Annotated in this window: 13 protein-coding genes; 10 read left to right on the top strand and 3 right to left on the bottom strand. The window is 44.4% G+C overall.

Features of this window, described 5'->3' with window-relative positions; translation table 11 throughout:
* Positions 1 to 203 precede the first annotated feature (203 nt).
* Together R7M72_RS04665 and R7M72_RS04670 are read left to right on the top strand one after the other, a co-directional pair.
* The gene (locus R7M72_RS04665; RefSeq protein ID WP_005388282.1) at positions 204 to 743 is read left to right on the top strand and encodes a heme NO-binding domain-containing protein; all 540 of its coding nucleotides are present in this window, start codon (positions 204 to 206) and stop codon (positions 741 to 743) included.
* A 7-nt stretch (positions 744 to 750) separates the two neighbouring features.
* Positions 751 to 2,451, top strand: coding sequence for an ATP-binding protein (locus R7M72_RS04670; protein WP_017820446.1), 1,701 nt, complete (start codon positions 751 to 753; stop codon positions 2,449 to 2,451).
* A gap of 366 nt (positions 2,452 to 2,817) precedes the next feature.
* Here R7M72_RS04670 and pabB read toward each other — a convergent pair whose 3' ends face one another.
* Positions 2,818 to 4,182 (bottom strand): aminodeoxychorismate synthase component I, encoded by a 1,365-nt coding sequence (pabB, locus tag R7M72_RS04675; RefSeq protein ID WP_054729084.1) that lies wholly within the window; start codon positions 4,180 to 4,182, stop codon positions 2,818 to 2,820.
* Positions 4,183 to 4,452: 270 nt separating this feature from the next.
* Here pabB and R7M72_RS04680 point away from each other — a divergent pair, with 270 nt between their 5' ends.
* From R7M72_RS04680 to R7M72_RS04715, 8 genes are all read left to right on the top strand, one after another.
* Positions 4,453 to 5,970 carry a fumarate hydratase gene (locus R7M72_RS04680; protein ID WP_005376905.1) on the top strand — a complete coding sequence of 506 codons (1,518 nt, stop codon included), beginning with the start codon at positions 4,453 to 4,455 and terminating at the stop codon, positions 5,968 to 5,970.
* A gap of 174 nt (positions 5,971 to 6,144) precedes the next feature.
* Entirely contained in the window at positions 6,145 to 6,330 is a 186-nt protein-coding gene (locus tag R7M72_RS04685; RefSeq protein WP_005376906.1) for a hypothetical protein, read from the top strand.
* Between the two features lie 256 nt (positions 6,331 to 6,586).
* Positions 6,587 to 7,963, top strand: coding sequence for a YcjX family protein (locus R7M72_RS04690; RefSeq protein ID WP_315956415.1), 1,377 nt, complete (start codon positions 6,587 to 6,589; stop codon positions 7,961 to 7,963).
* Positions 7,960 to 9,000, top strand: coding sequence for a YcjF family protein (locus R7M72_RS04695; protein WP_005376912.1), 1,041 nt, complete (start codon positions 7,960 to 7,962; stop codon positions 8,998 to 9,000). The genes R7M72_RS04690 and R7M72_RS04695 overlap by 4 nt, the downstream gene beginning before the upstream one ends.
* Before the next feature lie 100 nt (positions 9,001 to 9,100).
* The gene (gene tyrR / locus R7M72_RS04700; RefSeq protein ID WP_005376914.1) at positions 9,101 to 10,645 is read left to right on the top strand and encodes a transcriptional regulator TyrR; all 1,545 of its coding nucleotides are present in this window, start codon (positions 9,101 to 9,103) and stop codon (positions 10,643 to 10,645) included.
* Between the two features lie 36 nt (positions 10,646 to 10,681).
* Positions 10,682 to 11,266: a ribosomal protein S5-alanine N-acetyltransferase gene (rimJ, locus tag R7M72_RS04705; protein ID WP_005376916.1), complete on the top strand. Its 585-nt coding sequence runs from the start codon at positions 10,682 to 10,684 to the stop codon at positions 11,264 to 11,266.
* A gap of 1 nt (position 11,267) precedes the next feature.
* Positions 11,268 to 11,855: an HD domain-containing protein gene (locus R7M72_RS04710; protein WP_005376917.1), complete on the top strand. Its 588-nt coding sequence runs from the start codon at positions 11,268 to 11,270 to the stop codon at positions 11,853 to 11,855.
* Between the two features lie 13 nt (positions 11,856 to 11,868).
* Positions 11,869 to 12,342 carry a DUF2947 domain-containing protein gene (locus R7M72_RS04715; protein ID WP_005376919.1) on the top strand — a complete coding sequence of 158 codons (474 nt, stop codon included), beginning with the start codon at positions 11,869 to 11,871 and terminating at the stop codon, positions 12,340 to 12,342.
* A 43-nt stretch (positions 12,343 to 12,385) separates the two neighbouring features.
* Here R7M72_RS04715 and R7M72_RS04720 read toward each other — a convergent pair whose 3' ends face one another.
* Both R7M72_RS04720 and R7M72_RS04725 read right to left on the bottom strand, forming a co-directional pair.
* The gene (locus R7M72_RS04720) at positions 12,386 to 13,348 is read right to left on the bottom strand and encodes an integron integrase (RefSeq protein WP_017636093.1); all 963 of its coding nucleotides are present in this window, start codon (positions 13,346 to 13,348) and stop codon (positions 12,386 to 12,388) included.
* 15 nt (positions 13,349 to 13,363) lie between these two features.
* A partial coding sequence (locus tag R7M72_RS04725; protein WP_318056073.1) for a hypothetical protein occupies positions 13,364 to 13,636 on the bottom strand: 273 nt, incomplete at its 5' end.

A 13,636-nucleotide genomic window follows, 5' to 3' on the forward strand; every position in this document is an offset into this window, starting at 1 on the left:
ATTATTTATTATACTCAAAGACGGCAAAGCGTATGGCGTTATCGTTACTGGTTGCCAAATAAAGCATTCACATTAAAACACTCGCCAGCACTTTCCCTCTTTGTGTTGTGTGTCTCACTCTGCTTGAACATATTAATTTGAAACTTATAAGGTTATACACCATTCTTTATTTTAGGACGTCACTATAGGGCAAGTATTGGCCAATGAAAGGGATTATTTTCACCGAGTTCATGGAGTTAGTAGAAGAGAAATTCGGTCTTGATGTGTTAGACCAAGTTCTCGATCTTTCTAACGATGAAGGTGTTTACACCGCTGTTGGTAGTTACGATCACAAAGACTTAGTTAAGTTGATCGTGAATCTCAGTAAAGTATCTGGTGTTCCGCCCGAGCAACTACAAGAGGTGTTTGGAGAGTGCGTCTTTTTGAATTTACTTCGCTCCATTCCTAGTCACGCCAGTTTGCAACAGTGTGAAACGACGTTTCAATTTGTTCGCCATGTTGAAGACTTTATTCATGTCGAAGTTAAGAAGCTTTATCCTGATGCTAACCCTCCGCAATTCGATTTCATTAGTGAAAACCAATCCCAATTGGTATTTGACTACCACAGCGCAAGATGTATGTCTCACGTATGCTTAGGGTTGATAAAAGGTTGTGCTGCACATTTTGGTGAGGTAGTTCATATCAAACATCAAAATCAGTCAGAAGATGGTAGCAAAGTACGTTTTTGGTTAGAGGCTCAATAAGAACGATATGACGGGAAGTTCCTCATTAGAAAGGAAACTCAAACGAGAAGTTGCATCAAGAAAAGCAGCTGAGCAGCTGTTGGAACAGAAAAGCTTAGAGTTATATGAATCCAACCAGCAACTCAGTGTTGCATTGAAAAAGCTAGAGCTGAAATCTAAAAAGGATCTTCGTAAGTTTGAGTTTGAAGAGCAAATTGATGCGACGTTGATTAAGTTCGGTCGTACTTTTTTATCGAGCACGTTCGATGAAGCAATGATAGCGAGCTTTATTGAGCAGCTTACTTCTAACTCGATCATTTCTGCGGCTTACTTGTTTCTTGACGCTACAAAGCTGAGCTCATTGCGTCGTCATCACTTTGGTCACATACAGCTTCGTCATAACAACGAGATTTTCACCACTCCTAATTGGCAGGGAGAGAATTTGCATTTGCCAGTTATCATTGATGGGGAAACGGTTGGGGAGTTGATTTTCTCTGTGTTGCAAGATCAAATCGATCAGTCTTTTATTTCCAAACAGATGGAGCTCGTGTCTGACTTAGTTCATGGTGTTATTGGTCGACACTTAAGTTTAGAGCGAGAGGTCGAGCTGAGAAAGCGGGCTGAGGAATCAGAAAAAGCGACGAAGGAGTTTGTCGCCATGATTAACCATGAGCTGCGAACTCCTCTCAATGGCGTATTGGGTAGTGCGGAGTTATTGAGTCGAACCCAATTAGAAGAAGAGCAGCGTCAATACTTGAGCAATCTGACTCAATCAGGGGACTTATTGAGAGTGATCATTAATGATCTTCTTGATTTCAGTAAGATGAATGCCGGTATGATGGAAATCATACATAAAGTTTTTGCCTGGGAGGAGCTTGAAAAAGCCATCATGGGTGTATTTGCCGCTAAGGCTGCGGAAAAACGCATCCATTTCTCTATCGACAAAAAGCTGGGGATCCCTGAGTTTTTAGTCGGTGACTTAGAGCGCATTACACAAATTTTGGTTAACTTGGTGGGAAACGCGATTAAGTTTACTCACTTGGGTGGTGTCGTGTTACGGGTGGAATGGCTTAACGGCACGGCTTATTTTGAGGTTGAAGACACTGGTATTGGCATCCCAATAAAAGCACAGCCGTCACTCTTTGATCCATTTGTCCAAGTTGATCGCTCGGCGAAACGCAGCTTTGAAGGCTCAGGTTTAGGTCTCGCGATTTGTAAAAACCTCGTGGATTTGATGCAAGGTCAAATTAGCTTTGAGAGTGAAGAGCGCAAAGGGACAACTTTTAAAGTTGCTATTCCTCTTGAGGAAGGGCAAGCACAAGGCACAGCAGAGGGGGAATTGGTCACCATAGAGCGAAGCGATTTAGCAGGACGCTCAATATTAGTGGTTGATGACATCAGAATGAATCAAGTCATTGTTACTCAAATGCTGAAAAAACTCGACATCACACCTGATTTAAAAGCCAACGGAAAAGAAGCATTAGAAGCGGTGAAAAGTAAAGACTACGAACTGATATTCATGGACTGCCGAATGCCTGAAATGGATGGTTATGAGGCGACGATGTATCTGAGAGAGCGTGGCTTTACTCATCCTATTATTGCATTAACCGCTGGCACTACCATCGAAGAGCGTCAAAAGTGCATTGATTCAGGCATGGACGACATACTCACTAAGCCGTACACCGCAACCGATATTGAACAGATTATGTGTAAGTGGCTTGAGCAGTAGACGCTGCCTTTTAAAAAAGAATTTTTGTTGGCCAGCGGCTAAAAGCTAAAGTACATGCAAATAAAACACACAAAAAAACGCACCACACTGGATAATGCCGATCATTTAACGATGTTTTTTGGGTCATTCTAGCGAGCCTTGGCGAGACTAAGAATCTAGTAGCAGCACGCCGAGCGGATAATGAAACAAATTTGACCACAAAGTGCTTGAATAGAAGAACCTGTATCACGCTCTTTCGTCGCTGTGCAGGGTGATGAGATACAGAAATATGCCACTCGCTGTTAAATGAGCGGCATTATCCGTTCTGGAGGCGTTTTAGATTGTTTTCGTCAATAGCATTAAAGCGGCGTTGTGTGCTGTTGAAACCTACGATTGCAGCGCTGGCAAAATCTTTGAAAGCTTATCCAACGTTTCTTGATACTCAGAGGCGCAATCGCTATCTGCCACGACGCCGCCGCCAGCCCAAGCGTAAAGTTTGTTTTTTTCCGCTACAAGAGTTCGGATAGTAATGCTGGTGTCCATACGACCATGGCGTGAAATGTAGCCAATACTGCCGCAATACGCGCTGCGTCGATGCGGCTCCAGTTCTTCAATAATCTGCATTGCGCGAACTTTAGGTGCTCCCGTAATTGAACCGCCTGGAAAACACGCTCGCAGCAAATCCGCAGGAGCGTATTGTTCATCCAAATTTGCACGAATGGTGCTCACCAAATGATGCACGGCAGGGAAGCTTTCAATATCGAACAACTTTGGCACGTGAACGCTACCCGGTGATGCAACCCGACCAATATCATTACGCAGCAAATCGACAATCATCAGGTTTTCTGCCTGATCTTTTTCCGCTGTCTGCAAGTCATGGGCATTAGCGTTATCTTTCTTTGGATCTTCGCTGCGTGGGCGAGTACCTTTGATTGGTTTTGTTTCAATGACGCGATCTTTGAGCTCTAAAAAGCGCTCTGGAGAGATACTCAAAATCGAAGACTCAGGCATACGGATAAAAGCGGAAAATGGCGCTTGGTTGGCGGACTCTAATTTTAGATACGCTTGCCACTCACTGCCTTGATACGGTGCGTTAAAGCGTTGCGCCAAATTGATCTGATAACAGTCACCGCTCAACAAGTATTCTTGCACCTTGTCAAAGCGAGTGGCGTAGCTCTCTTTTGTCATGTTTGACTGCCAAGCACCAGACAAAGCGAAGTCAACGGTTTGTTCTGCTTTTTGCTCGTTTAACCATTGCCAAGCTTGCTCGATGTTCTGACCGACTAAGCATGCTTTTTTAAGCTTGTGGTCAACAACGACGGCCCATTCATACAGACCTACCGCCATATCCGGCGTGTTGAGATCTTTTTCTGCCACTTCTGGCATCGTTTCTACGCGGCGACCTAAATCGTAACTGAAGTAACCTAGCGCACCGCCGACAAAAGGCAAATCCAATTCTTTATTTAACTCTACGTGAGGAAGCCACTGTTCTTGCATCTGATGAAGCAGCGCAAATGGGTCATCTTGAGTTGAATAGGCATTCGATGGCGTTTCAACTTGTGTGTTGTCGGCAGTGGTTTCTAACGTTGCAATTGGGTTGGCAACCAATACATCGAAGCGGCTATCGATATGCGTTTTTGATGCAGAACGCAGCAACATCGCCCAAGGTAGGTGTTGAATGCGAGAAAAAAGGTGAAGAGTAAACTCTGGTGCGTATTCCAGCGCTTTAAAATCAATGAATTGATTGTCCATGTTGTTCATTTGTGTAATTTGTGACAAAGAGATCGTTCACTGCATGGCATGTCATGGGCAGCAAGAGTATCATATTCCTCTGTATAGCCAAACTCCCTCTATTCATAGGGTTTTGAGATGGTTTACAAGTAGGCAACTTCAGCATTTCGTGTGTCGATATCAGCCGTTCGACAATTGTTTATAAAAAACGAAGCTCAAAAGAGCAATAAGCTCAACAAACACGATTGAAGCCAAGCCAATAATGGAAGCATAACTATAACGAGGCATGTAATGACGGTAATACGCAAGCAGGATGTGATCAGCAGTGTCGCTGATGCGCTACAGTATATTTCTTACTACCACCCGCTAGACTTTGTTCAAGCTCTTGAAAAAGCCTATCACCGCGAAGAGAGCCAAGCCGCTAAAGACGCGATTGCTCAGATCTTAATTAACTCCCGAATGTCCGCAGAAGGTCACCGTCCAATTTGTCAGGATACTGGTATTGTGACGTGTTTCGTCAACATCGGTATGGGCGTGCAATGGGATTCGACCGACATGACGGTTCAGCAGATGGTAGATGAAGGTGTTCGACAAGCGTACACGAACCCTGATAACCCGTTGCGTGCGTCAGTACTTATGGACCCTGCTGGTAAACGTATTAATACCAAAGACAACACGCCTGCCGTCGTACATATCAACATGGTTCCGGGCGATAAAGTTGAAATTCAGATCGCTGCGAAGGGCGGCGGTAGCGAAAACAAAACTAAGATGGTGATGCTAAACCCATCTGACGATATTGCTGAGTGGGTAGAAAAAACGCTACCAACAATGGGGGCGGGCTGGTGTCCTCCTGGCATGCTTGGCATTGGTATCGGCGGTACGGCTGAAAAAGCAGCGGTATTGGCAAAAGAATCTCTAATGGAACACATCGATATTCAAGAGCTTATTGACCGTGGCCCACAAAACGCAGAAGAAGAGCTTCGTTTGGATATCTTCAATCGCGTGAACAAACTTGGTATCGGTGCGCAAGGTCTTGGCGGTTTGACGACTGTTGTCGACGTTAAAATCAAAACTGCGCCAACGCACGCGGCTTCTAAGCCTGTTTGTTTGATCCCGAACTGTGCGGCGACTCGTCACGTACACTTCACGCTTGATGGTAGCGGCCCAGCAGAGCTAACACCACCTAAACTAGAAGATTGGCCAGATATCACTTGGGAAGCGGGCGAAAATACGCGTCGCGTAAACTTAGACACAATTACTAAAGAAGAAGTACAAGAGTGGAAGACAGGCGAAACGGTTCTTCTATCAGGTAAAATTCTGACTGGTCGTGATGCTGCGCATAAACGTATTCAAGGCATGCTAGATAACGGTGAAGGTCTACCTGAAGGCGTAGATCTCAACGGTAAGTTCATTTACTACGTAGGCCCTGTTGATGCAGTTGGTGATGAAGTCGTTGGTCCTGCTGGCCCAACAACATCTACGCGTATGGATAAATTCACCGACATGATGCTAGAAAAGACCGGCATCATGGGCATGATCGGTAAAGCTGAGCGTGGCCCTGCAACGGTTGAATCTATCAAGAATCACAAAGCGGTTTACCTAATGGCTGTCGGTGGCGCTGCGTACTTGGTGGCGAAAGCGATCAAGAAAGCTCGCGTTGTCGCATTTGAAGATTTAGGTATGGAAGCGATTTACGAATTTGAAGTTGAAGATATGCCAGTAACAGTGGCTGTCGACTCAAATGGTGTTAACGCGCACCAAATTGGTCCAGACACTTGGAAAGTGAAAATTCAAGAGATGGAGGCATAAGGCAAAAGGCAATCTTGCTGCGTCTCAGTAGAGAGAATGTGACAAGGTGCTGATTTACCTAGCAAACAATTGACAAAAGTGCAGCGAAACCTGCACTTTTTGTCTATATAATTAAGGATATAAACCTTTAGGCATAGCAATCAAACGTTATGCGAACAATAATTAGGAGACGGCATGCCTCGTTTTATTCAGATTCTACAAATTATTCTTGCTGTAGTGATAGGTGGCTTTGTTGGCTATGACTTGATTCTTCACGGTATCAGCATCTTTGATGAAAAGTACGTGACCATCACATGTGTGTTGTGGTTGATTTTAGAAATCGCTCTATTTGTTATCTATAAGTTGATCGAAGACGACTAGGCTTAAAGAAAGCGGGTTCCTGTTTAACATAGTAATCAGCGCATATAGAGTTACTAATGCTGTAGATTAAGTAAGCCTCTGAACCACTCAGGGGCTTTTCTTTTTTTAATACAGCATCAAGCCGGATGTTTTGTTCATCTTTTATTAAGGTATATAAAGTTAAACTCATAGAATTCGGGATAGAACAGTATTCATAGATCGAAATTCGAAGTCGCTGACAACGTTGTTTTAAAGTGGAGTAAGATAAAGAAGCGTAATGAAGAGAATAAAGAAAGAAGTTAATGACTTTATCAACAGAGGTATGGACTCTAATGTTCGAATTGCTGTCACCGGACTTTCTCGTGCCGGTAAGACGGCATTCATCACGTCATTAGTGAATCAGCTTCTTCATACTGCAACCCATGACAATTTGCCTCTTTTGACTGCGGCTAGAGATAAGCGCCTTATTGGGGCGAAGCGTGAGCCTCAATCGAATATGATGGTGCCACGCTTTGCTTACGATGAGGCGATGAGCCAAATTCATGCCACTCCACCTCAGTGGCCAGTACCGACACGTGATGTGAGTGAGATTCGCTTAGCGCTCAAGTACAAACCAAATAAAACTACGAAAAAGCTGTTGAGTAAAACCGCAATTTTAAATGTTGATATTATCGACTATCCAGGAGAGTGGTTGCTCGACCTGCCTTTATTGGACATGGACTTTGCAACGTGGTCGCAAACTCAGTTTGATGCACTTAAAGGCCAGCGTGGCGATTTAGCCAAAGCTTGGCTTTCTGAACTGGAGAAAGTGGATCTCTTTGCAGAAGTGAATGAGAAACTACTTGAGAAAGTTGCACACACATACACCGAGTACCTTCATGCTTGTAAAGACGTTGGCCTTCATTGGGTTCAGCCTGGCCGCTTTGTATTACCTGGTGAACTAGCAGGTGCGCCGGTACTACAGTTTTTCCCGTGTCGCGTTGATTCGGAAAGCAAAGCGTCCAAGGGCAGTAACTTAGCGATGCTAGAAGCCCGTTTTCAGGAATACCAACAGAAAGTAGTGAAAGCGTTTTATAAGCATCATTTTGCGACCTTCGATCGCCAGATTGTACTGGTGGATTGTTTGCAGCCTCTCAATGCCGGTGATGAAGCGTTTTACGACATGCGCCAAGCGCTAGAACAGATCATGCATAGCTTCCGCTATGGTCGTAGTAGCTTTTTGCGTCGTTTGTTCTCACCAAAAATCGACAAAGTGTTGTTTGCTGCTACAAAAGCGGATCATATCACGCCCGATCAGCACCCAAATTTGGTGTCTCTGCTCCAACAAATGGTGCATCCAGCATGGCAAACGGCAGCCTACGAGAATATTGAGATGAGCTGCATGAGTATCGCTTCCATCCAAGCAACCACGACGGGGTTTATTTCCTCTGGAGATAAGACCATCCCGGCGTTACAAGGAACAACATTGGGTGGTGAGCCGATGACTATGTTTCCCGGAGAGGTGCCGAAAAAGCTACCAAATGCAGCTTATTGGCAAAACAACGGGTTTGATTTTACGTCGTTTCGTCCGATGCCCTCACTGAATGATGAGCCAGTGAAGCACATACGCTTAGACAAAGCACTGGATTACCTGATTGGAGATAAATTGAAATGAGTGAGTTGAAGCAAAAACAAGTTTTCTCTGAAAAAGTAATGGAAAAAGATCAGCAATCGAATCAACCGGAGTTGACGGCGCAGCAAACATTCGGCGAAAAAGAAACATTTGTACCTGTTGAAGTTAAAGAAGCGCACCAAGAGACCGAACAGGAATTGCAACTCGAGCATGTCATTCGTCCAAAATCGGGCAGAAAATGGCTCGCGACTGGCGCATTTGCAACTTTTGCTGGTTTGGTTGGCTGGCAAGCGGTGGACTCGGTTATAACCGCAATTCAGGCTTCTGATTGGCTGGCCTTAAGCTGGACGGGGTTTATTGCTGCGATCGCTTCGCTTGGTTTAGGAGCTATGGGTAAAGAGCTTTGGAAACTGCGAAAACTACGAAATCATTTTAGTGTTCAAGAAGAAGCAGAAGCACTTGTTAATAGTGAGAGCGTTGGGAAAGGGAAAGACTTTTGCGAAACCGTAGCAGAACAAAGTGGTGTGATGGCAGAGAATCCGGGCTTTGATCGTTGGCAGAACAGTATTAACCCTGCTCATAGTGACGCTGAAATTCTTGATATGTATGACTCGATGGTGGTGAGCCAACAAGACAAGTTGGCAACGAAAATCGTATCACAGCACGCAACCGAGTGTGCGGCCCTAGTCGCCGTGAGCCCTCTGGCTGCCGCTGATATGTTGCTGGTGGCTTGGCGAAATTTCAAAATGATCGACAACCTCTCCAAGGTATATGGGGTAGAGCTAGGTTATGCATCTCGCGTCAAGTTACTAAGAGCGGTATTTGTCAATATGGCGGCGGCTGGTGCCAGTGAGCTCGCTATTGATGCCAGTATGGATTTGATGTCGATGGATCTTGCTGGCAAAGTTTCTGCTCGTGCGGGGCAGGGACTAGGTGTTGGTATTCTAACGGCACGTTTGGGCTTGAAAGCGATGACCTTATTGCGTCCACTACCCTGGTATCCTGACCGTCAGGTTAAGTTGGGCACCATACGCAAGGCAGTGGCGGCGAAAGTTGCATCAATTACGATGAAACCGTAACGAATATCAACTTTGATGGATAGGATTGCTTGACGCCATTCCAAGCATGATAGAAACTACTGTCAACTTTTCCTGACAGTTGTGAATTGGGATATTTTAAGTGCGTCTTGAAGTCTTATGTGAAGATCGACTCGGCTTGACCCGAGAACTGCTCGATATTTTAGCGTCTAAAAGCATCGACTTGCGTGGTATCGAAATCGATATTAGCGGTATTATCTATTTGAATTGCCCGGATATTGATTTTGATACGTTTAGTGAGCTGATGGCTGAAATCCGCCGCATTCCGGGGGTGAAAGACGTACGTAAAATCCAGTTTATGCCGATGGAGCGCCACAATACGGAGCTGCTCTCGTTAGTTGATAACTTGCCCGATCCGGTTTTTGCCATTGATCTTAAAGGTGCCGTAGACATGGCAAACATGTCTGCACTTTCATTGCTTGGCCTTCACAAGCAAGAAGTGATTGGTACTCAAATCGGTGCTTTGTTACCAAGTGTTCGTTTCTCTCGTTGGTCTGAAGGTGTTAATGGTCGAACGCGGGAAAACCTTGTGATTGATGGCTTGGACTATGTTCTAGAGTTGATGCCCGTTTATATCCGAGACGAAGCGCAAAACTCGACTCTAGCGAGTACTCTAATGACGATTCGCTCTAGTCAGCAAGTTGCCAGAATTGAAGAGGCACTACCGCTGCATAATCCTCTGGGTTTTGAGCACTTTGTTGGTATATCGAACCGTCATAAAGCACTAATGAACCAAGCTAAGAAGCTGTCTGTGCTTGACCAACCATTGTTGATTGAGGGCGAAACGGGGACTGGTAAAGAAATGCTTGCTAAAGCTTGCCACAGCCGTTCTAGCCGCGCGAGCAAGCCATTCCTAGTTTTGAGTTGTGCTTCGATGCCTGACGATGTAGCAGAAACCGAACTTTTTGGTCATGCGCCGGGTTCATTTAATCATGAACAAGGCCACAAAGGCATCTTTGAGCAAGCAAATGGCGGGACGGTATTTCTTGATGAAATCGGTGAAATGAGTTCGCACCTTCAAATCAAGCTGTTACGTTTTCTACAGGATGGTAATTTCCGTCGTGTCGGTGCAGAAGATGAGATGCATGTCGATGTTCGTATCATCGCTTCAACAAAACATAACCTTGCCGAGCTTTCTGAAGCAGGAATGTTCCGTGAAGATTTGTATTATCGTCTCAACGTACTTACGCTCAGCATTCCTCCGTTACGTAAGCGCTCAAACGACGTTGCACCATTGCTTGAGTTGTTTGTGGCGAAACATGCTCAACAGCTTGGGATTGATAAGCCAGAGTTTGATGATGGTCTAGTTGATGCCCTTGCAAATTATCAGTGGCCAGGAAACATGCGCCAGCTGGATAACATGGTTCTTCGAGCGCTCACGGAAATGGATGGTGGTATACTAAACGCGGATCACTTTAATTTACCTCAGCCTCAGTCAGTCGGCGCTGGTAGTGCAACGCTTAACATCGACGGTTCATTGGATGAGATCATGCGTGATTATGAATCTCAAGTTCTGGAACGTTTGTATCAGTCATTCCCATCAAGCCGCAAGCTTGCTAAGCGCTTAAATGTATCGCATACCTCAATCGCTAATAAACTGCGTGATTACGGTATCCGTAAGAATTAATCGAATTGAACGAAAAGACGGAATTAATCATTTGTAATGGAAGATAACAGCTCATCTATCGCCGTTCATAAGTTGGACGGTGACTTGCTTCTTCGTACCGCTGAAATCGGTGACGCAGATATGATTGCCGAATATTTTCAAGCCAACCGAGAATACCTGAAACCGTTTGAACCGAAACGTGAAGAGGCTTTTTTCTCAGTGAACGGTTGGTTGCAAAAGCTTATCAAGCTCAATGAGCTGCATCGAATGGGATTGGGGTATTATTGCCTTTTAGTCAGAGCCTCTTCGGGTGAAATGCTAGGTACGATATCCTTTAGTAGTTTGAGTCGTTTTCCTTTTTATTCTTGTAACGTCGGATATTCTCTCGCTGAAAAAGCGCAAGGGCATGGTTATATGCGTCGTGGATTAACCATGGCTTGCGACTACATGTTTAACGTTCAGAAACTGCATCGTATTCAAGCTGGCTACATGCCTCACAATAAACGCAGTGAAGCTGTTCTAGAGCATGTAGGTTTCAACCGAGAAGGGTATGCAAAAGATTACCTTTTGATTAATGGTGAGTGGCAAGACCACGTTCTAACGTCGCTTATTAATCCGAATTGGCAGCCAGAAGGGCGATAGTATGGAACGATTGGAAAAGCAGTTAGCACTTGTAATCGAGCTCGATAAACTCAAAAGCATTTTGCGCCGAACTCGAGTTAAAAGTGCTGAAGGGCGCCTCGAAAATAGTGGTGAGCATAGTTGGCATGTCGCACTGATGGCAATATTGATGGAAGAGCATGCGAATGCACCTGTTGATATTTGCCGAGTGATGAAAATGTTATTGATACATGACGTAGTAGAGATCGACGCGGGCGATACCTTTGTTTATGATACTGCTGCGTCTCAAGAGCAAGCAGAAAAAGAAATTAGAGCCGCAGAGCGCTTGTTTGGTATGTTACCCAGCGATCAGGAGCAAGAGCTATTGGCGCTTTGGCATGAATTTGAAGCCGCGCAGACCGATGATGCTAAGTATGCAAAAGCACTCGATCGGTTAATTCCAATGCTCTTGAACTACCATAATAATGGTCAGAGTTGGAAGGAACATGGTGTCTCACGCGAACAAGCACTTACCATTAATAAACGAATTGAATTTGGCTCTGTTACCTTATGGGACAAAGCGAAAGAGTTGATTGAAGAAGCCACAGAGAAAGGTTGGCTGAAATCGTAATAAAGGAGACTGAATGTCTTATTTGCCTTTGGACGAATACCAAAGAAAATGGATTTTTACGCATCAGTCGATGCCTGTGCCAGAAGAAGATTTGGCTTTTATTAAGCCGATGAGCCAAGCCCGCTCAGCACAATTTTGGAAAGAAAATATCAGTGCTCAAAGCCCTGATATGGATAGACTTAGTTCCCAAGACTGGCCAATGAATGAGGCGAATTGGTCTGAAATTGTGGATTGGATGGCTGCGTGGGAGTCGGATGATCCTGACATGCCAGCGGAAGCTGAGGCACATATCGATTGGCAAGACGATGTAACCGTTTACTTTTGCTACGAGAAGTACAATGTCATCGAAACGAAATGGTCTATTTTTAAAAAGCACTGGAAGAACTTTCTCTTTTATGACGATGGTCCGATACTAATAGGACGTCGCCGTTCGCAAGCACTTTGGTTTGATTCAAAAGGCAATGTGAAACTCGGTGTTCGTCAATAAAGAGTTATAAAACAAAGCCACCTTTCGAGGTGGCTTTGTTTTTCTAAAGGCTGGATAATGGACTCAACACACCACCAGCCCCGCGCTCGATAACGTGAGTATAGATTTGCGTGGTTTTTACATCAGTATGCCCTAATTGTTCCTGAACAGTTCTAATGTCTGCGCCAGATTCCAATAAATGCGTGGCAAAACTGTGTCTTAGTGTGTGGCAAGTTACAGTTTTCTCAATGCTTGCGTCGCTTGCCGCGCGCTTTACCGCTCTTTGTATTGCGCTTTCATTGATATGATGCCTCCGGAGTTCACCAGTGTCTCGATCTGCGCTTAACTTTGTTGATGGAAACAAAAAGTGCCAGTTAAAATCTAGCTCCGCTTTTGGGTATTTACGTCGTAAACCTTCAGAGATATATACGCCCGCATAACCAGGCATGTGCCTATCTTTAAAGTAGTAGTTTCTTGCTAAATTAACTTGAGCTTTGAGTGGTTCATGTAGTTCTTTGGCTAATGTGACTGTACGATTTTTACCTCCTTTTCCTTGCCAAACGCGAACTGCACCATAATCATAATCGATGTCTTGAACTCTTAAGCGTAAACATTCCATAACTCGAAGCCCGGAGCCGTAAAGTAGCTGAATATGGAGTCTATACCTCGGGTCGATATGCTGAACGAATCTTCGGATCTCCTCCCTGGTTAACACAACGGGAAGTTTCTTTTCGGTCAAGGATTTCTGAAATCTCATATCAAGTGATAGTGGGGTTTTAAAATAATCACGATATAAAAATGATATTGAGTTCAGCGCCAAAGCTTGCGTTTTTACCGCAACTTTTTCTTCTACCGCTAAGTAACTCAGAAATTGAATGACATCATCTTCTGCTAGTGTTGATGGGTGGGCGAGCTGGTGAAAAGTGATAAAACGTTTTATCCAAAATAGATAACTTTCGATAGTTTTATTCGCATAATGACGAGTAAGCATGTGCTCTTTTACACTAAGTAAAAACTGACTTTTCATGATAAATTAACCTGTTTATTTATACAGCTCCGTTAATGTATCACCATTTTTGAAATTAGCGTGCTGTGCGCCGCCTAATTGCGCGCGCCACCACACATATTCATACTGTTTTTCTATTTGTTTCATGCATATAAGTGCTACGATTGATAGCGCTTTTGATAAGAAAGAAGGCGGTAGCCTGCCAGAAAAACGGCAAATCGCCGTATAGAAAGCGTTAGAGCGCAGGAGAAAAAGTATGAACATGACCGATATAGTTGAATACATTTCATATCTTATCGCCGGCATTAT

Origin of the sequence: Vibrio sp. YT-18, from assembly GCF_033337345.1 — a bacterium.
GTDB lineage: Bacteria > Pseudomonadota > Gammaproteobacteria > Enterobacterales > Vibrionaceae > Vibrio > Vibrio alginolyticus.

Coding starts and splice junctions, on each gene's coding strand:
- R7M72_RS04665 (WP_005388282.1), top strand. CDS start 204: ATGAAAGGGATTATTTTCACCGAGTTCATGGAGTTAGTAGAAGAGAAA.
- R7M72_RS04670 (WP_017820446.1), top strand. CDS start 751: ATGACGGGAAGTTCCTCATTAGAAAGGAAACTCAAACGAGAAGTTGCA.
- pabB (WP_054729084.1), bottom strand. CDS start 4,182: ATGGACAATCAATTCATTGATTTTAAAGCGCTGGAATACGCACCAGAG.
- R7M72_RS04680 (WP_005376905.1), top strand. CDS start 4,453: ATGACGGTAATACGCAAGCAGGATGTGATCAGCAGTGTCGCTGATGCG.
- R7M72_RS04685 (WP_005376906.1), top strand. CDS start 6,145: ATGCCTCGTTTTATTCAGATTCTACAAATTATTCTTGCTGTAGTGATA.
- R7M72_RS04690 (WP_315956415.1), top strand. CDS start 6,587: ATGAAGAGAATAAAGAAAGAAGTTAATGACTTTATCAACAGAGGTATG.
- R7M72_RS04695 (WP_005376912.1), top strand. CDS start 7,960: ATGAGTGAGTTGAAGCAAAAACAAGTTTTCTCTGAAAAAGTAATGGAA.
- rimJ (WP_005376916.1), top strand. CDS start 10,682: ATGGAAGATAACAGCTCATCTATCGCCGTTCATAAGTTGGACGGTGAC.
- R7M72_RS04710 (WP_005376917.1), top strand. CDS start 11,268: ATGGAACGATTGGAAAAGCAGTTAGCACTTGTAATCGAGCTCGATAAA.
- R7M72_RS04715 (WP_005376919.1), top strand. CDS start 11,869: ATGTCTTATTTGCCTTTGGACGAATACCAAAGAAAATGGATTTTTACG.
- R7M72_RS04720 (WP_017636093.1), bottom strand. CDS start 13,348: ATGAAAAGTCAGTTTTTACTTAGTGTAAAAGAGCACATGCTTACTCGT.